The sequence below is a fragment of the Neisseria sp. genome, assembly GCF_030530745.1.
In the GTDB taxonomy this organism is placed as follows: domain Bacteria; phylum Pseudomonadota; class Gammaproteobacteria; order Burkholderiales; family Neisseriaceae; genus Neisseria.
In genome coordinates this window covers 18,285-39,981 of record NZ_JAUMUI010000009.1, presented here as the reverse complement: position 1 = coordinate 39,981, position 21,697 = coordinate 18,285, and the positions used below count along the sequence as shown (strand labels likewise).

At 43.4% G+C, this 21,697-nt stretch carries 23 protein-coding genes and 1 tRNA gene; 21 read left to right on the top strand and 3 right to left on the bottom strand.

Going from position 1 to position 21,697, the window contains the following annotated elements; translation table 11 throughout:
- Positions 1–86 precede the first annotated feature (86 nt).
- From Q3970_RS05000 to Q3970_RS04975, 6 genes are all read left to right on the top strand, one after another.
- Positions 87–171, top strand: a tRNA-Leu gene (locus tag Q3970_RS05000).
- A gap of 314 nt (positions 172–485) precedes the next feature.
- A complete protein-coding gene (locus tag Q3970_RS04995) occupies positions 486–659 on the top strand; it encodes a hypothetical protein (protein ID WP_303099507.1) in 174 nt (57 codons plus the stop codon).
- Positions 652–987 carry a type II toxin-antitoxin system HicA family toxin gene (locus Q3970_RS04990; RefSeq protein WP_303099506.1) on the top strand — a complete coding sequence of 112 codons (336 nt, stop codon included), beginning with the start codon at positions 652–654 and terminating at the stop codon, positions 985–987. Before Q3970_RS04995 ends, Q3970_RS04990 begins: the two co-directional genes overlap by 8 nt.
- Positions 984–1,313 (top strand): type II toxin-antitoxin system HicB family antitoxin, encoded by a 330-nt coding sequence (locus tag Q3970_RS04985; RefSeq protein ID WP_303099505.1) that lies wholly within the window; start codon positions 984–986, stop codon positions 1,311–1,313. Before Q3970_RS04990 ends, Q3970_RS04985 begins: the two co-directional genes overlap by 4 nt.
- Before the next feature lie 170 nt (positions 1,314–1,483).
- A complete protein-coding gene (locus Q3970_RS04980) occupies positions 1,484–2,050 on the top strand; it encodes a hypothetical protein (RefSeq protein WP_303099504.1) in 567 nt (188 codons plus the stop codon).
- 334 nt (positions 2,051–2,384) lie between these two features.
- Positions 2,385–2,999, top strand: a complete 615-nt coding sequence (locus tag Q3970_RS04975; RefSeq protein WP_303099503.1) for a phospholipid-binding protein MlaC — start codon at positions 2,385–2,387, stop codon at positions 2,997–2,999.
- A gap of 101 nt (positions 3,000–3,100) precedes the next feature.
- On the opposite strand, the gene Q3970_RS04970 is transcribed toward Q3970_RS04975, so the two are convergent.
- Both Q3970_RS04970 and Q3970_RS04965 read right to left on the bottom strand, forming a co-directional pair.
- Entirely contained in the window at positions 3,101–3,349 is a 249-nt protein-coding gene (locus Q3970_RS04970; protein ID WP_303099502.1) for a hypothetical protein, read from the bottom strand.
- 166 nt (positions 3,350–3,515) lie between these two features.
- A complete protein-coding gene (locus Q3970_RS04965; RefSeq protein ID WP_303099501.1) occupies positions 3,516–4,826 on the bottom strand; it encodes a sulfate adenylyltransferase subunit 1 in 1,311 nt (436 codons plus the stop codon).
- Between the two features lie 359 nt (positions 4,827–5,185).
- On the opposite strand from Q3970_RS04965, the gene Q3970_RS04960 reads away from it, so the two are divergent.
- Positions 5,186–6,874 (top strand): glutamine--tRNA ligase/YqeY domain fusion protein, encoded by a 1,689-nt coding sequence (locus tag Q3970_RS04960; RefSeq protein WP_303099500.1) that lies wholly within the window; start codon positions 5,186–5,188, stop codon positions 6,872–6,874.
- A 108-nt stretch (positions 6,875–6,982) separates the two neighbouring features.
- Here the strand turns inward: Q3970_RS04960 and Q3970_RS04955 are convergent, their stop codons facing one another.
- Positions 6,983–7,639, bottom strand: coding sequence for an OmpA family protein (locus Q3970_RS04955; protein WP_303099499.1), 657 nt, complete (start codon positions 7,637–7,639; stop codon positions 6,983–6,985).
- A gap of 537 nt (positions 7,640–8,176) precedes the next feature.
- Between Q3970_RS04955 and Q3970_RS04950 the strand changes: the two genes are divergently transcribed.
- The 14 genes from Q3970_RS04950 to galE all read left to right on the top strand — a co-directional run bounded on the left by Q3970_RS04950 (position 8,177) and on the right by galE (position 21,678).
- Positions 8,177–9,049: a diiron oxygenase gene (locus Q3970_RS04950; RefSeq protein ID WP_303099498.1), complete on the top strand. Its 873-nt coding sequence runs from the start codon at positions 8,177–8,179 to the stop codon at positions 9,047–9,049.
- A 42-nt stretch (positions 9,050–9,091) separates the two neighbouring features.
- Complete coding sequence (locus Q3970_RS04945) at positions 9,092–9,331, top strand: acyl carrier protein (protein WP_303099497.1); 240 nt, start codon at positions 9,092–9,094, stop codon at positions 9,329–9,331.
- A complete protein-coding gene (locus tag Q3970_RS04940) occupies positions 9,321–9,989 on the top strand; it encodes an RraA family protein (RefSeq protein WP_303099496.1) in 669 nt (222 codons plus the stop codon). The genes Q3970_RS04945 and Q3970_RS04940 overlap by 11 nt, the downstream gene beginning before the upstream one ends.
- Positions 9,990–9,993: 4 nt before the next feature.
- Positions 9,994–11,565, top strand: a complete 1,572-nt coding sequence (locus tag Q3970_RS04935) for an AMP-binding protein (protein WP_303099495.1) — start codon at positions 9,994–9,996, stop codon at positions 11,563–11,565.
- Complete coding sequence (locus tag Q3970_RS04930; protein WP_303099494.1) at positions 11,558–12,616, top strand: aminotransferase class IV; 1,059 nt, start codon at positions 11,558–11,560, stop codon at positions 12,614–12,616. The genes Q3970_RS04935 and Q3970_RS04930 overlap by 8 nt, the downstream gene beginning before the upstream one ends.
- A gap of 1 nt (position 12,617) precedes the next feature.
- Positions 12,618–13,520 carry a hypothetical protein gene (locus tag Q3970_RS04925; protein ID WP_303099493.1) on the top strand — a complete coding sequence of 301 codons (903 nt, stop codon included), beginning with the start codon at positions 12,618–12,620 and terminating at the stop codon, positions 13,518–13,520.
- Positions 13,521–13,537: 17 nt separating this feature from the next.
- Positions 13,538–14,719: a fatty acid desaturase gene (locus Q3970_RS04920; RefSeq protein ID WP_303099492.1), complete on the top strand. Its 1,182-nt coding sequence runs from the start codon at positions 13,538–13,540 to the stop codon at positions 14,717–14,719.
- A 75-nt stretch (positions 14,720–14,794) separates the two neighbouring features.
- A complete protein-coding gene (locus tag Q3970_RS04915; protein WP_303099491.1) occupies positions 14,795–15,382 on the top strand; it encodes an O-methyltransferase in 588 nt (195 codons plus the stop codon).
- 39 nt (positions 15,383–15,421) lie between these two features.
- Positions 15,422–15,757, top strand: a complete 336-nt coding sequence (locus Q3970_RS04910; protein ID WP_303099490.1) for an EamA family transporter — start codon at positions 15,422–15,424, stop codon at positions 15,755–15,757.
- Positions 15,758–15,805: 48 nt separating this feature from the next.
- Entirely contained in the window at positions 15,806–16,324 is a 519-nt protein-coding gene (locus Q3970_RS04905; RefSeq protein ID WP_303099489.1) for a DMT family transporter, read from the top strand.
- Positions 16,325–16,828: 504 nt separating this feature from the next.
- On the top strand, positions 16,829–17,734 hold the full coding sequence (gene glyQ / locus Q3970_RS04900; protein WP_303099488.1) for a glycine--tRNA ligase subunit alpha: 906 nt from the start codon (positions 16,829–16,831) through the stop codon (positions 17,732–17,734).
- Between the two features lie 79 nt (positions 17,735–17,813).
- Complete coding sequence (gene msbA, locus Q3970_RS04895) at positions 17,814–19,664, top strand: lipid A export permease/ATP-binding protein MsbA (protein WP_303099487.1); 1,851 nt, start codon at positions 17,814–17,816, stop codon at positions 19,662–19,664.
- 62 nt (positions 19,665–19,726) lie between these two features.
- Positions 19,727–20,545 (top strand): glycosyltransferase family A protein, encoded by an 819-nt coding sequence (locus Q3970_RS04890; RefSeq protein WP_303099486.1) that lies wholly within the window; start codon positions 19,727–19,729, stop codon positions 20,543–20,545.
- A gap of 119 nt (positions 20,546–20,664) precedes the next feature.
- Positions 20,665–21,678, top strand: a complete 1,014-nt coding sequence (galE, locus tag Q3970_RS04885) for a UDP-glucose 4-epimerase GalE (RefSeq protein WP_303099485.1) — start codon at positions 20,665–20,667, stop codon at positions 21,676–21,678.
- Positions 21,679–21,697 lie beyond the last annotated feature (19 nt).

The window sequence follows — 21,697 nt, the reverse complement described above, 5'->3', positions numbered from 1 at the left end:
GAAATGGGTGCATTATATCTTTTTTCAAGCGCGGCAGATTTGCATCTCCGTTAACTTTCGGTATAATCCCGCCTTCCATATTCTATGCGGAAGTGGCGAAATTGGTAGACGCACTGGATTTAGGTTCCAGCGCCGCAAGGTGTGAGAGTTCGAGTCTCTCCTTCCGCACCAAACTCAAAAAACAACAGCCTTTCGGGGGCTGTTTTTTTTACGTCTATACCTGTTTATCAAAATATAGTGGCTTAAATTTAAAACAGTACGGCGTTGATGCGCCTTAGCTCAAAGAGAACGGTTTTGTAAGCCGCTGAGGCGGCAACAGAACCGGTTCCTTACTACTTGCACTGCCTTGTATCGGAGTAATTGAATCCGCGATATGGCCTGACGGGTAGGGTTGATGTAATGGTATTCGGATTATTTACGCGCCCGCTGTGATGAATCGCGGGCGTTGGTTCAGGGCGGTTAAATGCCGCCTGAAAGGATACAAAATGCTACGGTTTGTTTTTTGGGTGCTTTGGCATTCTTTTATTGGCGGAATGACGGTGCTTTTTACTCTGTTGCTGTTACTGATTGCAGTGGGAGAATGGGGTGCTTGGGTATTGATTCCGCCGTTGCTGCTGGTATTCTATTTATTGAAGGTAAAGCTGCCTCGTGATGGATAAGAGGGTTAGGCTGTCTGAAAAGTTTATAACCATACCTAACCTGCGGTTAGCTACCAACGGCAAAAACAAGGCCATTCCCTACCTGCTGGTGTGGTTTCCCGATTTAATATTCAGCCGCCCCGTATCCGGCAGCATCAAATGGGCGGATATTGAAGCCCTGTTTATCGAATTGGGAGCGGAAGTTCAAGAAAGGGAGGGTAGCCGTATAGCGATCATCCTTTTCGGGCAAGTGAAAGTGTTTCATAGGCCGCATCCAAACCCTGATACGGATAAAGGCGCAGTTTCGATCGTGCGTAAATGGTTGGAAGAAAACGGAGTAAAGCCATGAACAATGTAATGGAAATCAACGGCCATAAAGCCATTATTCAATACGACCCCGAAACCGGGTTACTGCGCGGCGAGTTTGTCGGCCTTAACGGTGGGGCGGATTTTTACGCCGATAACGTGGCAGACTTGCACAAAGAGGGGGCGGCCAGTTTGGCGGTTTTTCTCGATGTGTGTAAAGAAAAAGGTATTGAGCCGTATAAACAGTATTCAGGCCGCTTTAATGTGCGGGTAAGCCCTGAAACCCATGCGGCGGCGGCAGCGGCAGCGCAAAATATCAGCTTGAATGAGTGGGTAAACCGTGTAATCAGCCAATCCGCCCATGCCTGAAAAATGATTTTCTACCCGCTTGCCATACCCGGCCGAAAAGGTAAAAAAATATCCTAAAACCGCTTTGTGTCTCTCCGTCATCCGGCGGGTGTTCTTCGGTCGATCGGTGCCCTGTTTGAAAAAGCGTTGATTGGCTATACAATGCACGCTTTTCCCGAAACGTATCTGTTATGCTGTATCACTTTCTAAGCGACATGTGGGACATTCTGCGCCTGCGTTATAAAAATCCCGCCGGTTACCGCTATTCGCCGGCCGTTTCCGCCGCCGTGCTGCTGCTGATCGGTTTGGTAAATGCGGCCGCTACGGCTCCTTTGTTCGGCAAAAGCCCGGCGGTAGTTACGCTGGCCGTGTTGCTGACGGCGTTGAAATGCGGTGTGTTGAGCCTGGTGATGGGGCGGATGCTGTCGAACGGTGCGGCCAGGTTGCCGCTATGGGGCTTTGTGCTGGCTTCCGAAGCGCTGTCGGTGCCGCTGCTGGCTTTGTTTTACGTGCCTTCTTTGGCGGCTGCGGGGATGTTTTGGCAGATTTGGATATTTGTCGCGCAGGCCGTGGGATTGATTAGAATGAGCGGCCGGCCGGGCTGGCGGGTGATGCTGGGCTACTTGGTTTATGTGGTGCTGACCGTGGTTGCCGGCAGTGTGCTGATGATGGTGCTGGCTCAGGCCGGCCTGATTGATTTGGGTGCGCTCACCGAGCAGGCGCGGGTGGTTTTGGAATCACGTCCGCAGATCCGTTAGGTTTTGATATGTGGTTTTGGGCAGGCCGTCTGAAAAATTGTTTCAGACGGCCTGCCTGTTTTTCAAACAAATGCGGCGATTGTTGAAGGAATATGCCTCATGCGGGCAAACTATCGGCCGGGCTGTTTGTATTTTGCGGTGTTTTTATAATGAATGTTTCAACATACAGGACGACATAAAGCGTCGCCCTATATGAAAGCCGTAACGCTTATTTTGCAGTTTTTAATGCAAGGTAACGCCGCTTTGTTGTTAAATACGGCCGTTTCATAAGGAAGCGGTGTTCCGATGCCTTGTGAAGTAACGGCACATTTTTTTATTTTCGAGAGAGAAAAACATGAACAAACTGATGGCTGTTTTGCTTGCCGCGCCTGTTGCGCTGGTGTCGCCTTATGCTGCCGCGCAAACCCAGCAGCACCCGGCACAAGTGCAGGCTCAGCAGAATATCGACACGGTGTTGAAGGTGGCGCGCAACGGCGGTTTGAGCGAACAGCAGAAAATCCGCCGGATCGAGCGTTATGCCGACGGTTTTTTAGATTACCAACGCATTTCGGCGCTGGCCGTAGGTTTGCCGTGGCGGGAGTTTTCGGCCAAGCAGAAAACCGATTTTATCGCGGCATTTAAAGAAATGATGATTTCGATGTATGCGCGCTCCGCCTTGATGGGCGCTGCCGATGCGCAGGTGAAGCTGCTGCCTAAAATTACCGATAACGGCAACAATAAGGTGGACGTGTTTTCTGAAATCCGCACCAAAAATGGCAAAAAATACGAGGTGGCATACCAGCTCTATAAAACGGGGCCGGTGTATAAGGTGTATAACATCCGTGTCGACGGGGTGAGCTTGGTTACGGTTTACCGGAACCAGTTCAATGAGTTAATCAAGCAGAAAGGCATCGACGGCGCGATAGAAACCGTGCGTGCCAAAGGCTTGAAAAAAGTAGAGTCGTTGTGATGCTCTGATGCGGAAACGATAGGGTATCAAAACAAGAGCCGTCTGAAACATTTCAGACGGCCTTTTTGCGTTGTAATAAATTTGAAATAAAATTGCCTGAATCAGCAGGCGGTTTTGGTGCGGGCAGTTTTGCCGTCCGCAGGCTTGGCCGGGGCTTGGAAAGCGCGTTTGGCTGCCTGGAAGATAGCTTGACGTCTGCGGTGCTGCATCATCGTCTCCTTTCGTTGTTGTTGTCGTGACGTGAGATTCAAGCAATATAATGGCTTTAGCTGTTTATTACAAGCCTTGTTTTGATAAACATTGTTTATTCCTGCTAAGAGCGCGTGCTTTGCAACGGTTTCAGACGGCATAATCAACCGTGGTAAGGCTGCCGGAAATGTGCCGGACCGTACCTGCTTCAACGGCACTGTTCCGGCAGGTTTCGGCAGCCGAAACGGCTGTACCCGGATTGCTGTGCCGGCAGAGAGGGTGCGGTTTGTATTTCAGGCGTGATTGGAGCAGGCCGGAAATGCCGGCTTAAATTTCGAAGGTGCCCTCTTGGGCGCTGCTGCGTATCATGCCGGCGGCTACGGTGTGGTTGGTGGCTTCGTCTATCAGGATAAACGCGCCGGTGGCGGGGTTTTCGGCATAGGTGGTGGCGGCCAGCGGCTGCTGGGTTTTGAAGCTGACGCTGCCGATGTCGTTCAGCTTCAACTCGGCCGCCGACTGCACGCGGCTTAAGGTGTGCACGTCCCACACGTAGGCGATTTCGCCGATGCGGGCTGCGGTGGTTCGGGTGCCTTGTTTGAGCAGGTATTTGCGGCGCAGGTTGAGCGGGGTTTCGTCGAACCAGCACAGTGAGGCTTGGAAGTTTTGCTGCGGCTCGATGGGGCTGTTTACCGAAACTATGCTGTCGCCGCGCGAAATGTCGAGGTCGGTGTCGAGCGTGAGGGTGATGACTTCTCCTGCTTCGGCTTCGCCGGTGCGGCCTTTGGGGCTGAAGATGCCGGCAATTTTGGCGGTTTTACCGCCGGGCAGCACTTTGATTTCGTCGCCGCTTTTCAGACGGCCTGCTTCCAAACGGCCTTGATAGCCGCGGAAGTCGTCGCTGCTGCTGCCGTCTTGGCGTGCAACGCGCTGAACGGGAAAGTGGGCGGGCTGGGCGGCGGCGTTGTTACGCGTTACGGGCAGGCTTTCTAGCAGGGGCAGCAGGGGCAGGCCGTTATACCACGGTGTGCGGGTGCTGGGGTTGACGATGTTGTCGCCGTTCAGCGCGCTGATGGGCAAAAAATACACTTGCGCTTCCAGCCCGATTTGTCCGGCCAGTTTCTGATAGGCGCGGGTGATGGCTTGGTATTTGTTTTCGTCGAAATCGAGCAGGTCGAGTTTGTTGACGGCCACGATGATGTTGGGGCAGCCGAGCAGTTTCAGAATGGCGCTGTGTCGTTTGGTTTGCGGCAGCAGCATGGGCCCGGCACTGCTGAAATCGACGCGGGTGGCATCCACCAGCACGATGGCGGCATCGGCGGTGGAGGCGCCGGTAACCATGTTGCGGGTGTATTGTTCGTGCCCCGGGGTGTCGGCGATGATGAATTTGCGCGCGGGGGTGGCGAAATAGCGGTAGGCCACATCGATGGTGATGCCTTGTTCGCGTTCGGCGGCCAAGCCGTCGGTGAGGCCTGCGAAGTCGGGCGTTTGGCCGTTTTGCGCGGCTTGGTCGAGTTTGGCTAGCTGGTCGGTTAACAAGGTTTTGCTGTCGTAGAGCAGGCGGCCGATCAGGGTGGATTTGCCGTCGTCAACGCTGCCGGCGGTGATAAAACGGAGGAGGGGGGCGGTGGTGGCGGTCATGACGGGCTCCTGATTGAAATGCGTGCTACTTTAATCAGGCCTTCTGAAAAAAGGAAAGAATGCTTGGTTTTAATATAAGATGTTTTTGTTATAACAGGTTGTTTGAAAGCTTTCGCGGCAGTTCCGGACGGCCTGCATTCCGTTGGCGGCTTTCTGAAAAACAGCCGGCGGGCAGGAGGGTACGGAAAAGCGCCGGATGCCGCAACAGGAAACCCTAGGCTGCGGCGGGGTCTGTTCCTGCCCGGGCAGCCGGCAACTGTAAACAATGCCGAAATAAGGTACAATCGCTTTTTTCGCCAACGCATTATTTCAGACGGCCTTACTGCTTGTTGGCCGTTGTTCCCGTAAAGCCGAACATCATGATGAACAAAGACCAATTCGCCGACAACCATTTTATCCGCACCGTTATCGAAGAAGACCTCCAAAGCGGCAGACACAACGCCGTCCACACCCGCTTCCCGCCCGAGCCCAACGGCTACCTGCATATCGGCCATGCCAAATCCATCTGCCTGAACTTCGGGCTGGCCTATGTTTACGACGGCCTGTGCAACCTGCGTTTCGACGACACCAATCCCGAAAAAGAAAACCAGGAATATGTTGATTCGATTAAGGAAGACGTGCGTTGGTTGGGGTTTGAATGGGCGGGCGAACCGCGCTACGCTTCCGACTATTTCGACCGACTCTTCGATTACGCCGTCGGCCTGATTAAAGACGGCAAAGCCTATGTGGATGACCTTTCTGCCGAAGAAATGCGCGAATACCGCGGCACGCTCACCGAGCCGGGCAAAAACAGCCCCTACCGCAGCCGCAGCATCGAAGAAAATCTGGATTTGTTTTACCGTATGCGCGACGGTGAATTTGCCGACGGCAGCAAAACCCTGCGACTGAAAATCGACATGGCTTCGGGCAATGTGAACATGCGCGACCCCGTGATTTACCGAATCCGCCGCGCCCACCACCATAATACCGGCGACAAATGGTGCATCTACCCGATGTACGATTACACCCACGCCATTTCCGATGCGATTGAAGGCATCACCCATTCGCTGTGCACGCTGGAATTTGAAGCCCACCGCCCGCTCTATGACTGGGTGCTCGACAATATCCCCGCGCCGCACGCCACCCGCCCGCGCCAGTATGAATTTTCGCGTTTGGAACTCTTATATTCCATCACTTCCAAACGCAAACTCAGCCAACTGGTTTCAGACGGCCATGTGTCGGGTTGGGACGACCCGCGCATGCCCACCATTTCGGGAATGCGCCGCCGCGGCTACACCCCCGAAGGGTTGCGCCTGTTTGCCAAACGCGCGGGCATTTCCAAATCGGAAAACGTGGTGGATATGAGCGTGTTGGAAGGTGCGGTGCGTGAAGAACTGGAAAATACCGCCCCGCGCCTGATGGCCGTGTTGAACCCGCTGAAAGTAACCCTCACCAATTTTTCAGACGGCCTCACCCAAAGCCGCAGTGCCCCCTTTCACCCCAATCACGAAGAGATGGGCGGGCGCGAAGTGCCGATTTCCAAAACGATTTACATTGAAGCCGACGATTTCGCCGAAACACCCCCGAAGGGCTGGAAGCGCCTCACCACCGGCGGCGAAGTGCGCCTGCGCCACGGTTATGTGATCAAATGCGATGAGGCGGTTAAAGATGAAAACGGTCAAGTGGTGGAACTCAAATGCAGCATCGACCACGACACGCTGGGCAAAAATCCCGAAGGCCGCAAGGTGAAAGGCGTGATTCACTGGGTTTCCGCCGAACACGCCGCCGAAATCAAAGTGCGCCTCTACGACCGCCTGTTTACGGTGGAACGCCCCGATGCCGTGCGCGGAGAAGACGGCGGATACCTGCCGTTTACCGATTTTCTCAACCCCGAATCGGTGAAAGAAACCACCGCCTACGCCGAACCCGCCGCCCTCGGCCTACCGCCCGAAAGCCGCCGGCAGTTCGAACGCTTGGGCTATTTTGTAACCGACCGTTACGACCACCACCCTGAAGCCCCTGTGTTCAACCGCACAGTGGGTTTGAGGGATACCTGGCAGGCCAAATAAGCTTGGTGGTGTTTTGCGGGTCTTAAAAACCCGCAGACCGTTTGAAAACACAGTTAAACAAAAAGCCCGGATGTGAAAACCGGGCTTTTTTGTAGAAGGAAAAACTGCTTATTCCAGTACCACTTCTACGCGGCGGGCTTCGGCGTTGTTGCCGCTGCCTTCTGCGTTTTCAGGTTTGCGCAGCTCGATTTGCGACTCGGGCACACCCAGCCCCAGCAGGGCGTCGCGCACGGCAAAAGCGCGTTTTTTCGACAGTTCTTCATTTTTCATGCGGTTGCCTGTGGCATCATGAAAGCCTGAAATTACAGCCTTTCTGCCTTCTTTCACCCCCGCCAGCACATCTTGCAGGGCTTCTTCGGTATCGGCGGCCAAATCGGCTTTGCCGGTAGCAAAGTAGAACTTCACAATGCCGTTTTCAACCACTGTTTGCGCACCGTCGCCCGCCGTAACGGTTTGAGTGTCGGCCAGAATCTGTTCGGCGGCGGCGCCGGAAGCGGAAGATTCTGCAGCAGACGCGGCGGCAGTATCGTTTTCCGAGGCCTCCGAAGTTTCGTGAGCCTGGGTTTCGTGAGCGGAAGCCGCAGCGACGGTTTCTTCAACTACTGCCGCCGAAGCTTCTTGGCCGTAGCCGGGCGAACCTTCGATTTTGCCGTTTTCCCAACCCCAAACGGCGTAAAAAAGAATCGACAATACCGACAGCGCCGCTGCGCCGCCGGCAATCCATAAACCGATGCGCTGTTCTTTGTGGTCGTTGTTGTCCGACATTTCCTTTTCCTTTAATAGATTATGTTTCAACATGGGGCGGCACATAAAGCGTTGCCCTGATTTGAAAGAGGCTGAGCCCCTGCAGATAAAACCAGATTTTACCGCCACAAACGGGGGGGGGCAACCGCAAGGAATTTTGATGCAAAGACTTTTCAATTATAGAGGAAATGTGAGTTATGCAGTTAATACTTAATACTGCTTATTTTGTGGAATCTCTTAAAAATTCAGATTAGTCACGAGTAAGTTGGATATTAGGGGGGGGGAATACAAAAGGCAGCCTCATCGTATTTATAGGGGATAGGAATTACATTATGCTAAAAATACTTTTAAGTAGTAGCATGTGATCTTTGTGATTGCACAAATTTAAATATGAAAAATGTGTATTAACCTTTGAAAGAACAAGAATGTTGATCCAAGTTTTGAAATAAATTCATTTTATAATCAAATAGTTATAAATTAATTTGAACTTTCTAGGGGGGGGGGCATACATTAAAAATTATTTTTAATCTTAAAAAACATAAAGGTACTAAATATCCCATGTCAATACGCAAAGATAATATCATCGAAAACCTTTTAAAAGCTTCTATTAAGCGAAGATTAAACCCATTTGACGATTTGCCTTGGAATAAGGCTCCTGATATGGATAGCTTTTGGATTTCACCTGAGCTTATAACAATTTATGGCCAGCCTGAATATGATAAATTATCTATTGAACAACAAAAACGGTTGTCGCAATTAGAATTTTGTCTTTTATGCTCAGTATCTGCATCTGGAGAAAAAGAAGTTGTAGCCAATATGGTTAGGCGTATGTTCAAATCAAGATATTCAGCATTTAGAAAATATTTTCATTTTTTTATAGAAGAAGAAAATAATCATATGAGAATGTTTGCAGATTTTTGTGAGAAATACGGTAAATTTTACCCAATTCTTTATTCTTACGCACAAGGAGATATGTGGGAGTATGCTGAAACTGAAGATTTATTAACATTTATTCATGTTTTAATTTTTGAAGAATTAGGGCAGGGGATTAATGAAACTCTAATGAATGATGATAGGTTACCTGAGTTGGTTCGTGCTATTAATGCCTATCATGTAGCAGATGAAGGACGGCATATATCATTTGGCAGGCTGTTAGTACGTGAACATGTGGAATTTGTAAAACAGTTAGTTGGTTCATTTGAGTGGAAAAAGTTACAAGATCATGTTCTTAATTATTTAAAAACAAGGCATATTGATTACCATAATATAAAGATTTATCAAGAGATTGGAATTAAAGAAGCCTTTTTATTAAGAGAAAAATTGATATCGTATTCAAATGAGAGTTTTTTTGCTAAAAGTCCAAAATCTATAAAAAGGGTTAATTCTCTAATTAACTTTTTAGGAGAAATGGATTTATTACCAGCTAAATAGTATTTTAGATTTAAACATTAATTGAATATGGGAAGGAAAATCATGATATATGAAAAATTTACTTTTGAGGTAAAAAAATTCATTTCAGAAAAAGCAGGAATTGATTCTAGTTTGATTCAAGAAGATACTCTTATTATTGAATCGGGATATGTTGATTCTTTAATTCTTGTTGAATTAATTATTTTTATTGAAAATTTAACAGGAAACTCTATTGATATAGATGATTTTAAAGTATCAAAATTTTCAACTATTAAATCAATATATAAAAATTATGGAAATTAATATTATAAATCAAATGCTAAGTGAAGCAAAAAGGCTTGGAACTGCTGTGGTTTGGGATAAGGGCATGGGATATGTCAAAATTATAAAACAACATAGTCTACAAAATTTTACACCTAATTTATTTTTAGCTGGCCCAGTGTTTCCAGTAGAAACAAAAGGTGAGATTCTTCCTGTATTACAAGGGCTAAATAAAGTACCTGAAGGAAGCGTTTTATTAATTAAAGATTATTGTCAAAAAAAAGCATTATTAGGTGATATTGTTATGCTAGCTGCTAAGCAAAAAAATCTTAGTGGAATTGTTTGCCTTGGGGGGGTGAGAGATGTTGCGGAGGCTAGTATATTAGAATTACCTGTTTGGGCTTTATTTTGTTCTCCAATGGCTGCTTCTTTAGGAAAGATAAATAGAGATACCCATTATACAAAATCTATATCAATTGGTGATGTTAGCTTTGATTTAGGTGATTGGATTTTTGGAGATATGGATGGAATGTTGTATGTACCTAAAGAGCATGCAAGGTTAATTATTAAATCAGCATCTATTAAAAATAAGAAAGAAGAAATGTATAAAAAACGTATAATTGCAGGTGAGGATATCATAAAAATGATGAATATTGAAGGACATATATTAAGAGATGAACCTATTATAGTGGAGTTTTAGTATTATGGAATTTCTTCATGATTTATGGCTTAATGAAAAATTTAATAAAAGAAGTAATGACTCATATGCAATTATAGATCCTTATGGAAGTTATACTTATAATACATTAAAACATAGTTCATATCAATGTGCCATTTGGTTAAAAGATATGGGTATTAAAACTGGTGATAGAATAGTTATTGTTGCAGACTCAAGTTTCTATAGTATTTGTTTTTTATTGGCATCATCAATTGTAGGATCAATATTTACAGTTATTTCTCCTGAAACTCCTCAATCCAGATATCATAGTATTATTGAAGAGTTAGATCCTGTGTTAATCTTATTTGAAGATAATCATGTGCTGAATCAACATTTAAATGAAAACTGTATTGAGCCAATATTCAATAGATTCTGTATACATATTCAAAAAAATCCTAGTATTATGATCCCAGCTGAAAAAAAATCATTAGAAACTGATGCTGTATGGATTATATTTACGTCAGGAACAACTGGAAAACCTAAAGGTATTGTGATGAGTCATGTTGCAGTAGTTTCTTTTTTCAAAGGATTAATTGATCATATTAAAATTCCTCTTAGATCTAGATATGCAAGTTTGTCTCCATTGCAATTTGATTTTTCATTATTGGATATCGGTTTATGTTTAAGTACGGGGACAACTTTATATTTACCTAATAAATTATTGTTAAAACGACCTGAAAAATTAATTGATTTATTAGTAAAGTGGGAAATTACTCATTTAAGTAGTGTCCCAACTGTATGGAAATTAATACTTAAAGTGTGTTATGAAAAAATAAGTCAATTTGTAACACTAAAGCAAATAATTTTTGCAGGTGAACATTTTCCTGTTGCCAATATGAGAAAAATCTATGAAAAATTACCAGAAATAGTTTTTTATAATATATATGGACAATCAGAGAGTATTGCCTGCACATTTGAAATTTTAGATACTAATTATTTTTTATCTAATGAAATATCTCACGCCCCTGTTGGTAAAGGGCATAGTGCTATAGAAATGATGTTATGGGATGAAAATAATAATAGAATATATGAATCTGATCGGATAGGAGAGCTTGTAATTAGGGGATTGCCATTGTTCAGTGGATATTGGAAATTGCCTGAAGAAACATCCAAAAGACTTATAAATGATCCAAATCAACCTATGGATTTAAATAAAGTTTTCAAAACTGGAGATAATTGTTTTTTTGATAAAAATGGATGTTTTTATTTTGTAGGAAGATTAGATAATCAGGTAAAAATTAATGGAAACCGTATTGAAATAGAAGAAATCGAAAAACATATTAATTCTTTTAAGTATATATCAAACTGCTGTGTTTTTACGATAGTTGAAGAGGAAAATGAAATTTTATGTGCAGCATTAGTTTTGAATGATCAAGGTAAATCATTGATTTCAGGTTCAGTAGAATCTGATCTTAGATATTATCTTTCACAGATATTACCAAGATATATGTTGCCTAGGCGTTATTATTTTCATGAGAGTATTCCTGTTACGGAAAATGGAAAAAATGATAGAAAGAAGATGATTAAATCATTGATAGGAGGAAGTAAAATTGACTAAATTTGAGGATATAAAATTATTGAAAGATAATCTGCCTTCAGAAAATTTGTTTGAAGGGTGGGCTCCTAAGATATCTGTTGCAAGATCTAGTAATAATATATGGGATATACCTTCATTATATGATTTTCATGAACTTCAACTTAATCCGGGTGCTATGGCATTGCAATTTGGTGCAAGTATTTTTGAAGGGATGAAAGCATATCGTATAGGTTCAAAAGTAAATTTATTTCGTTTATCATTAAATTATAGACGATTTCAAAAATCTGCTCAGCGATTATGTCTAAATTTCCCTTCATTTGATATTTTTATTAAATCTGTTTATCAAGTTTGTTCAGAGTTAGAAAATTGGAATAATCCATTTCCAAGCAAATGGATGTATATACGTCCTGTATTAATTGGTTTGGATAGCCATATGTTACCAATCATAAGCAAAGAATATTTATTTTATGTTTTAGCAGCTCCTATCCGTGAATTTAAACCAAAAGAATTTACACTTTCTGTCATAAATCATTTTCATCGTGCAACTCCTGGGGGATTAGGGTTTGCAAAAACTGGAGCTAATTATGCTCATCAATTTTTAGCTACAGAACAAGCTCAAAAACAGGGGGCGGATGCTGTGCTTTGGTTATCTTCTATTCATGATGGTATGATTGAAGAGGCAAGCACAATGAATATTTTTTTTCGTATAAACAATAAAATAATTACGCCTAAGCTTAGAGATACAATTTTATCAGGAGTTACTAGACAAAGTGTTATTGAACTTATCCAAAGTAATACTGGATTAGAAATGGAAGAACGAGATGTTTTTATTGAAGAGATTAAAAATGCTATTTTAACAAGGTCCCTAAAAGAAATTTTCATAACATCAACTGCTTTAGGAGTTAAAACAGTAGATAATTTATTGATTGAAGGAGAAAAATTTAATGTTTCTATTGATCCAACTCTTTCTAATTTAATGTCATATAGATTAAAAAAAATTTTTTCTTCTGGAAATAAAACTTATTCAAGTTCTGAATCTTGGATTCAATCTATTGAGTTAAAAGGAATTTAATTTGGCTTATTTGCTGGATATTACTCATACTTTAGGTTCTATACATCATATATCTGATCTAGGGTTAGATCGATACTCAACATTGCAATTGCTTGCAAAAGGATCTAGCCATTATTGTAAAAATAATCAGGATATTCTTCATCTTGCACTTAGTGCTGCGAATAAATGTCTAAAGAAAAATCAAATTGATTTGATGGATATTGATGTTGTCCTTTTTGGATCAAATTCTATTAATTTATTGGATTTTAAAAGAGATATTGGTCATGATTTGATATCAAACTTAGGATTGTATCATTCTTATATTCAATTTATTGGGTTCCAAAATTGTGGAGATCTGACCCCTATTTTGAGAACAGCACAAGCGATGATTAATTCGTCACTAGCTGAAAATATTTTGGTTATTATTGCTGATGATATAGAGGATGCTCATCTCGCACGAGTTGTAGGTAATAATGCATATTTGCATAGTGATGCAGCTACAGCCTGCTTAATCAGTAAAAATGAAGGGCCGTTTCAAATGTTAGATAGTATGATTCGACATATTAAATCTGAAGTACCTTTGGATTTTAATCCTATGGATTTAGATAGTAATCTTGATGAGTTGTTGAGTGCTGCCAGGAAGTTTTTAGATAATTTACTGTTTATAGATTTGCATAGTAGTAATACCTATATAATCACTCATAATATGAGTACAATATTTAATGCTCGAGTTGCTAAGATTCTAAAAATTCCACATCAACAGATTTATACACAATATAAATTAGGGCACTGTATGGCTTCAGATGGATTAATTAATTTGTCTGAAATTATTGTAGGTAAAAATTTAAAGAAAAATGATATTATTGCTGTGGTAGTTCCAAGTAGGCGTAGTATCGGTGTTACTGTTTTTAGATATTGTAATTAATGAATGAGTAAATAATTATGATCAAATCTTATTATGAAAAAGGTGTTCGTGAGTCTATGTTGGTTTTACCAAATTGGCTACAACCTATTTTAACAAGAATAACAGGAAAAGCCCTAGAAGGTAAGAGGTTTAATGTTATAAGCCCATCGATATATCTATTCACAACCGTATTATATTTGTTTTTTAGCTTCTTATTACCTTTTTTAGTATTCTTATTTGGTACTAGTTATTGGTATTGGGTTCTTGGAATTTTGTGCCCTATTTGTTGGCTTGTAGCTATAGGACAAATGCGAAAATTACAAGTAGTAATTGGCCATCACTGTGTACATAAAGCTTTTTTACCTAGATATTCAAAATATAATGATTTAATTTTAGAATTTATTAGTACTTTTATTTTAGTACAAAGTGCTGTTGAGTATAGACGAGATCATTTACGACATCATAGTAAGAATCGATTTACAACAATAGAAGATGCAGATGCAGCATTTCTGTTTTCACTGGGATTTAAGCCAGGTATTTCTATTGAAAATTCTTGGAAGTTATTATGGAAAACTATTTTTTCTCTAAACTTTCATTTTTCATTTTTTTTCACTAGACTGAAATCCTCATTAGGAAATGAGAGAACAATATGGTGGAAGATTATTACATTTGTTTGGGTTGTATTTTTATTTATTGGATTGCCTTTAAAGCTAGGAGTATTGCCAGTCTTAATAGTGGTTTGGTTACCTGTTATCTTTGGTTATCAATGTAGTGCATTATTACAATTTCTTACTGAGCATGCTTGGTTAACATCAGAGAAAGCACCTGAAGGTAAAAATAATTATGCTCTTTATTCTTGGGGAAGGTTTATAGGTGAAAGATGTCCTATTACAGTGAATTTAAATGTAATATCGTCTTATTATCTATGGTTTAAATGGTATATTAGGATGATTTTTATTCATACTCCTGTACGAATATCTTGTTTAGTGGGGGATTTACCTGTACATGATTGGCACCATTTGGCGGGATTTATAGGAGGGGATCCTTCAAATTGGCAATGTTCTCTTTTTGAAAGGCAACTAATGATTGATGATCTTTCGTCTCCACCTTTAGCAAAAAATATGGCTAACCAGGAATTATGGGGGTTAAAAAATATGTTGAATCACTCATTTTCTATATTAGAAAGTAGAGATGTTCCTAGGAGTCATTTTTGTATATAAATATGATTATTTATTAGAATTAAAATGTTTTGTTATATTTATTACTTCATTTATCATTTGTTTTAGGTTATTTGTATGGAACATTTAAATATTAATCAACTGCCGAAAAAATTTAATGAAATACTATTAGAATCTAAAAAATTAGATTTTGATATGCCTAGTGAGATTAATGTGAATGCTTTACTTCGTATGCTGGCTGCCATCAAACCAAACGGCCGCTGCCTTGAACTGGGTACAGGAACTGGCCTTGCAAGTTCTTGGATTATAGATGGGCTCAATATAAGTGGTCATCTAACAACTGTTGATAATGAACAAAAATGGTTAGCTGTTGCTCGGAAATATTTAGGCGATGATCCGCGAATAACTATTGTTCATTCGGATGGTAATGATTTTTTAATTAGTGAAACTGAAAAATCTAGTCGTTACGATTTAATATTTGCTGATACGTGGGCAGGAAAATATCAATCCTTGGATTTGGCACTAGGCTTGCTAGCTCCAGGAGGAGTATATGTAATTGATGACATGTTGCCTCAAAAAAACTGGCCCGAGGGTCATGCAATAAAAGTGAGAAATTTGATAAAAGATCTCAAATTTAGGAATAGTTTAAAAATCTGTTCATTGATTTGGTCGTGTGGTGTTATTATTGCAACTAAACATGATTAGTATATTGCATTTTTATTATGGTTATTATTAGAGGTGATTATGAAGCTAATACACTGGATAATTTTGATATTTTTATCGATAATTTCAGGTTCTTCTTTTATTTTTACAAGAACATTAGCCCCTGTTTTAGGGGTTATTGGCACGGCTGATTTCAGATTATTTTTAGCTGGCATATCACTTGTTATATATGCTATTCTTATAAAATTTGATTTGCAATGGAAACAAAACTGGAAGTTGTACTTTGGAATAGGAATTGTAAATTCAGGATTACCATTTTTATTTTATTCCTTTTCAGCTTTACATCTACCTGCTGCATATCTTGCGATTATTAATGCTAGTTCTCCGTTATTTGGTGCCTTGTTTTCTGCGATTTAGTTAGAAGAACATTTATCAGCAGATAGAATTTTTGGTCTTTTTTTAGGAATGTTGGGTGTTGGGCTGGTTAGTTATACTGGAATGATAAATATAGGAGTAAATTATAATGTAATATTAAGTATATTCATTTGCTTAGGAGCGGCATCATGTTATGCATTATCTGGTGTGTATATTAAGAAAAAAGCAAAACATATTAAACCATTAGCATTAGCTGCGTGTAGTCAATTAGGGGCTAGTATCGTTATTTCTCCTTTTTTGCTTATGGATGCACCTTCTGGCCCCTTCACGGTAATTAATTTTCTACAACTTATTGCATTATCTTTAATTTGCAGCGCAATAGCATATTTAATTTATTTTAAGCTAATTAGTGATATAGGACCAACACGCACATTAACTGTAACATTTTTAAGCCCATTGGCTGCGATGATAGTTGGAAAAATATTTTTAGATGAACCCATTCGAATTTCAATGATTGTTGGAGCAATTATTGTTATAATTTCTATAATGTTGGTAAATAAAGTTGTTAGGCCAGCTGATCTAATCAAAAAACGAAAGCAACAACTCTAGATCACACGGTATCAGGTACTGGATATCGTTCTGAGTGAAAGGCCGTCCGTTAAAGGTATTTTTTCAGGAGGCCTTTCGCCTGTTTATACGATTTACTTCAATTAATTGAATGGTTGTGCAGTATTGGTAACGTTTTCAAGTTATATTGAGTGTTGGCATTGTGCATGTATCAAATATGTGTGGCGTTAAGAAATCTTAGCGTTGTTTACACTTTTCCTTTTCTGCTTGAAGACCTATTTTGGGATTTTTGGGTGTTGTCAAGAATGCCGAAAGGTACAGCAAAGCCGCATGGTTCTTGATAATACCCAAAAATCCTAAAGCAATCGTTCAGACAGAAAATAAAAGCTGTTTCGCATAAAAAGTGTAAACAACCCGACGATTTCCTACACTCCGATGCCGTTTCCAAATCTTGTTTTTCTTTGAGGGAGCCGAAAGCCTATCCAAAACCCCGCCGAAACAGTAAAATGCAGGCTTTTCTTGATTATCTGAACTCCGGCAACCATCATGCTCACCTTCCAACAAATCATTTTCAAACTGCAAACCTTCTGGGCAGACAAAGGCTGCACCCTGATCCAACCGTTCGACATGGAAGTGGGCGCGGGCACCAGCCACCCGGCCACCTGCCTGCGCGCGCTCGGCCCCGAGCCGTGGTTCGCCGCTTATGTACAGCCTTCCCGCCGCCCCAAAGACGGCCGCTACGGCGACAACCCCAACCGCCTGCAGCACTATTACCAATTTCAGGTGGCCTTGAAGCCGGCGCCGGCAGATATTCAGGATTTATATCTGGATTCGCTGCGAGAGCTGGGCATCGACCCCAAAGTACACGATATCCGCTTTGTGGAAGACGACTGGGAAAACCCCACCCTCGGCGCATGGGGTTTGGGTTGGGAAGTGTGGCTCAACGGCATGGAAGTTACCCAGTTCACCTATTTCCAGCAGGTAGGCGGTATCGACTGCTCGCCGGTGTTGGGCGAAATCACCTACGGCATCGAACGCTTGGCCATGTATCTGCAAGGCGTGGAAAACGTGTATGACTTGGTATGGAACCGCACGCCCGACGGCCAAACCGTTACCTACGGCGATGTGTACCACCAAAACGAAGTGGAGCAGTCAGCCTATAACTTTGAATACAGTGATGCCGAATGGCTGCTGCGCCAGTTTAACGACTACGAAGCCCAGGCCAAACGCCTGCTCGAGGTGGAAGACGAGAGCCTTGCGCTGCCCGCCTACGAATTGGTGCTCAAGGCAGGCCACACCTTCAACCTGCTGGATGCGCGCGGTGCGATTTCGGTAACCGAACGCGCCGCCTATATCGGCCGTATCCGCGCCTTAAGCCGCGCCGTGGCGCAGAAGTTTGTGGAAAGCCGCGAGAAACTGGGCTATCCGCTGATAAAAAACCAAGCGGCCTAAGCCCTGCTTTTCAGACGGCCCCACTGTCTGTGCGGCGTTTGAGGCCGTCTGAAAAACCAATCCGACAACCGCCAAACCCATGATAGAAAAACTTACCTTCGGCCTGTTCAGCAAAGAAGACACCCAAAGCTTTATGCGCCTGCTGGATTATGTTCGCCCGTATAAAGCCCGTATTGTCTGGGCACTGCTCGCCATTTTCGGCGTGGCCGCCACCGAAAGCTATCTGGCCGCCTTTATCGCGCCTTTGGTCAACCAAGGCTTCGCCCCGCCTTCGGCACCGCCCGAGCCGGACACTGCCGAAGGCATTGTTGCCGTTTTGAAAAACTGGAAAGACCAGTTTACCTATATGATTTGGGGTAAGCCCGAAAAAGTGTGGGCGGTGCCGCTGTTTTTCATCGTGTTGGTAATGATACGCGGCGTGTGCCGTTTTGCCAGCACTTATCTGATGACCTGGGTTTCGGTAATGGCCATCAGCCATGTGCGCCGCGACATGTTCAAACACATGCTCACGCTATCTTCGGATTACCATCAGAAAACACCTTCCGGCACCGTGCTGATGAACATGGTGCAGATGGCCGAAGCCTCCATCAGCAACGCCAGCAACGTGTTTATCATATTGACCCGCGATACCATGATCGTTATCGGGCTGGTGTGCGTGCTGCTTTATCTCAACTGGCAGCTCAGCCTCGTGGTCGCCCTGATGTTTCCCCTGCTGTCGCTGCTGTCGCGCTACTACCGAAACCGCCTCAAAGGCATCATCTCCAGCGCACAGCAAAGCATAGGCACGCTCAACAACGTGGTTAACGAAACCCATCAGGGGCACCGCGTGGTCAAACTCTTCGGCGGCCAGCAGCAGGCAGCGGGCCGTTTCGCCGAAATCAACAACACCATCGTGCGTTTGGGCAAAAAAATCACCCAGGCTTCCGCCGCCCGCTCGCCGTTCAGCGAGCTTATCGCTTCTTTTGCGCTGGCGGTGGTGATTTTTATCGCACTGTGGCAGAGCCAGCAAGGCTACACCACCATCGGCGAATTTATGGCCTTTATCGTTGCCATGCTGCAAATGCTCACCCCGATTAAAAACCTTGCCAACATCAGCATTCCCATGCAGACTATGTTTCTCGCCTCTGATGCGGTATGCGGGTTTCTTGACGAACAGCCCGAAAAAGACAACGGCACGCAAACCCTGCAAAACGTTTCAGGCCGTCTGAAATTCGAACACGTCGACGTGCGCTACAGTGAAGACGGTCATAAAGCCTTGGCCGATTTCAACCTCGACATCCGCCCCGGCGAACGCGTGGCCCTAGTCGGCCGCTCCGGCAGCGGCAAAACCACCGCCGTCAACCTTTTGCCGCGCTTTGTCGAGCCCGCCGCAGGCGCTGTCTACCTCGACGGCGTGAATATTGCCGATGTCAAACTGGAAAACCTGCGCAGCCAGTTCGCCCTCGTGTCGCAAGACGTGTTCCTGTTTGACGGCACCCTGCTGGAAAACGTGCGCTACAGCCGCCCCGAAGCCACAGAAGAAGAAGTGGCTGCCGCCCTCGAAGCCGCCAATTTGAAAGACCTGGTCGAACATTCGCCCCACGGCCTGCACCAACCCGTCGGCGCCAACGGCAGCCAGCTTTCAGGCGGCCAGCGCCAGCGCGTATCCATCGCCCGCGCCATTTTGAAAAATGCCCCGATACTGCTGCTCGACGAAGCCACCAGCGCGCTCGACAACGAATCCGAACGCCTCGTCCAGCAAGCCTTAGAGCGCCTGATGCACGGCCGCACCAGCATTATCGTCGCCCACCGGTTAAGCACCGTCGAGCAGGCCGACCGCATCATCGTGATGGACGGCGGCCATATCGTCGAGCAGGGCAGCCACCAAGAATTAATGGCCAAAGAAGGCTATTATGCGGCTTTGCAGAAAATGCCCAAAAACCATTCATAGTTTTTCAGGCGGCCTCAGTAACAGGCCGTCTGAACGAAAACCGAAAATCAGGAATAATCAAAATGAATGATGCGAAAAAACCTCTGGTTTCCGTAATGATCCCTTATTACAACTGCGAACAATATATTGCCGAAACCATCGCTTCAGTAGAGCGGCAAAGCTACCCAAATATCGAAATCATCATTATCGACGACGGTTCGCTTCCTGCTTCTGCCGCTTTTCTGGCAGAACTGCTGCAAAACAAACCCGCCATCCGCTTTGCATCGCAAAGCAACCAAGGTGTTGCCGCCGCCCGCAACCATGCAGCCCGCTTGGCCAAAGGCGAATATTTTCTGTTTCTCGACGCCGACGACCAAATCCTGCCCGACTATATTCAAAAAAGCGTAGCCGTTTTAGAAAAAAAAGCGGAGTACAAGTTGGTTTATTCTCTAGGCGAAGTGTTTGGGGTACAAACAGGTACATGGAATTTACCGGCCTATGAAGGGTTGGCAATGCTTCTTAAAGGAAACCATATTCCGGCAGTAGCCATGCATAGTTCTGAAGATTTTAAAAATGTGGGAGGTTTTGACGAAAGCCTTAAAACACATGAAGATTGGGATCTTTGGATACGGATATTGAGCAGAGGAGGGGAAGCAGTCCGTATCCCGAAGATATTGTTCCGTTACCGAAAACGGCAAAACAGTTCATCATTAACTGACAGCCTTACTAAACACGGTATGGCTGTCAGACAGAGTTGGCAGAAAGTGTATTTGAAGCATAGTGAAATTTTTGTCAAACATGGTTTGGGCTATTATGATTTAATCTGTAATATTGATACAAAAAAACAGAAAAATCAAAAAAATCAATTATATAAGCTAATAAGCTGTTTTAAATGGCAATAACTGAAACTGTATTTTCAACTGTAGGTTATAACAAGTTGCACATATTGGTTCGGGTGCTGGGATTGCGATCTAAATATTTAAATTTATTAGGAATTTAATTTAAAGAAGGGAGCTCAAATATGGGAATACTGGTTACTGGAGGGGCCGGATTTATAGGCTCGCATACTGTAATAACGTTAATTCAATCAGGGTATGAGGTGGTAATAATTGACAATCTCTGCAATTCCAATCCGAAAGTATTATTAAAAATTGAAGAAATTTGTGGAAAATCCGTACCCTTTTATCAAGGTGATGTTAGAGATAGAAAGTTGCTACAAAAAATTTTTAACACCCATGATATACACACCGTAATGCACTTTGCCGGGTTAAAAGCAGTTGGAGAAAGTACACAACATCCCATTAAATATTATGATAATAACGTAAATTCTACGTTGGTTTTAGCAGAGGAAATGGCAAAAGCCGGAATATTCAATATTGTTTTCAGCTCATCAGCTACAGTGTACGGTAACGCTGATCGTGTTCCCTATACAGAAAATATGCCTGTAGGAGGAACAACAAACCCTTACGGCACTTCAAAATATATGGCAGAAAGGATTTTATCCGACCTGCAGAATTCGGATTCGCGCTGGAGTGTAATTATTTTGCGCTATTTTAATCCGATAGGGGCACATAAAAGTGGTTTGATAGGTGAATACCCGAAAGGAACGCCAAATAATTTACTTCCTTTTATTTGCCAAGTCGCATCAGGAAAGCTCGACTGTCTTTCCGTTTTTGGCAATGACTACCCCACACCCGATGGCACTGGTATACGTGATTATATTCATGTGATGGACTTGGCTGAGGGGCATCTGAAAGCAATGCAGATAAAAAATAAAGAATCTGGAGTGCATATTTATAATTTAGGTACTGGAGTTGGTTATTCTGTATTGGATATTGTTCAGTCATTTGAAAAAATATCCGGGATAAATATTCCTTACCAAATCAAACCGCGGCGTTTGGGAGATATTGCATGCTGCTATGCAGATCCAACTTTTACTTTTCAGCAGATAGGTTGGAAGGCCAAATATAATTTGCAAGAAATGATAAAAGATTCATGGAACTGGCTGTGCAAGAATCCCAATGGTTATGAATAACATACTTGTAAAACGAGAA

Coding starts and splice junctions, on each gene's coding strand:
- Q3970_RS04985 (WP_303099505.1), top strand. CDS start 984: ATGAACAATGTAATGGAAATCAACGGCCATAAAGCCATTATTCAATAC.
- Q3970_RS04910 (WP_303099490.1), top strand. CDS start 15,422: ATGAAGCTAATACACTGGATAATTTTGATATTTTTATCGATAATTTCA.
- Q3970_RS04950 (WP_303099498.1), top strand. CDS start 8,177: ATGTCAATACGCAAAGATAATATCATCGAAAACCTTTTAAAAGCTTCT.
- Q3970_RS04980 (WP_303099504.1), top strand. CDS start 1,484: ATGCTGTATCACTTTCTAAGCGACATGTGGGACATTCTGCGCCTGCGT.
- Q3970_RS04920 (WP_303099492.1), top strand. CDS start 13,538: ATGATCAAATCTTATTATGAAAAAGGTGTTCGTGAGTCTATGTTGGTT.
- Q3970_RS04915 (WP_303099491.1), top strand. CDS start 14,795: ATGGAACATTTAAATATTAATCAACTGCCGAAAAAATTTAATGAAATA.
- galE (WP_303099485.1), top strand. CDS start 20,665: ATGGGAATACTGGTTACTGGAGGGGCCGGATTTATAGGCTCGCATACT.
- Q3970_RS04990 (WP_303099506.1), top strand. CDS start 652: ATGGATAAGAGGGTTAGGCTGTCTGAAAAGTTTATAACCATACCTAAC.
- Q3970_RS04970 (WP_303099502.1), bottom strand. CDS start 3,349: ATGCCGTCTGAAACCGTTGCAAAGCACGCGCTCTTAGCAGGAATAAAC.
- glyQ (WP_303099488.1), top strand. CDS start 16,829: ATGCTCACCTTCCAACAAATCATTTTCAAACTGCAAACCTTCTGGGCA.
- Q3970_RS04955 (WP_303099499.1), bottom strand. CDS start 7,639: ATGTCGGACAACAACGACCACAAAGAACAGCGCATCGGTTTATGGATT.
- msbA (WP_303099487.1), top strand. CDS start 17,814: ATGATAGAAAAACTTACCTTCGGCCTGTTCAGCAAAGAAGACACCCAA.
- Q3970_RS04940 (WP_303099496.1), top strand. CDS start 9,321: ATGGAAATTAATATTATAAATCAAATGCTAAGTGAAGCAAAAAGGCTT.
- Q3970_RS04935 (WP_303099495.1), top strand. CDS start 9,994: ATGGAATTTCTTCATGATTTATGGCTTAATGAAAAATTTAATAAAAGA.
- Q3970_RS04960 (WP_303099500.1), top strand. CDS start 5,186: ATGATGAACAAAGACCAATTCGCCGACAACCATTTTATCCGCACCGTT.
- Q3970_RS04945 (WP_303099497.1), top strand. CDS start 9,092: ATGATATATGAAAAATTTACTTTTGAGGTAAAAAAATTCATTTCAGAA.
- Q3970_RS04905 (WP_303099489.1), top strand. CDS start 15,806: ATGTTGGGTGTTGGGCTGGTTAGTTATACTGGAATGATAAATATAGGA.
- Q3970_RS04975 (WP_303099503.1), top strand. CDS start 2,385: ATGAACAAACTGATGGCTGTTTTGCTTGCCGCGCCTGTTGCGCTGGTG.
- Q3970_RS04890 (WP_303099486.1), top strand. CDS start 19,727: ATGAATGATGCGAAAAAACCTCTGGTTTCCGTAATGATCCCTTATTAC.
- Q3970_RS04965 (WP_303099501.1), bottom strand. CDS start 4,826: ATGACCGCCACCACCGCCCCCCTCCTCCGTTTTATCACCGCCGGCAGC.
- Q3970_RS04995 (WP_303099507.1), top strand. CDS start 486: ATGCTACGGTTTGTTTTTTGGGTGCTTTGGCATTCTTTTATTGGCGGA.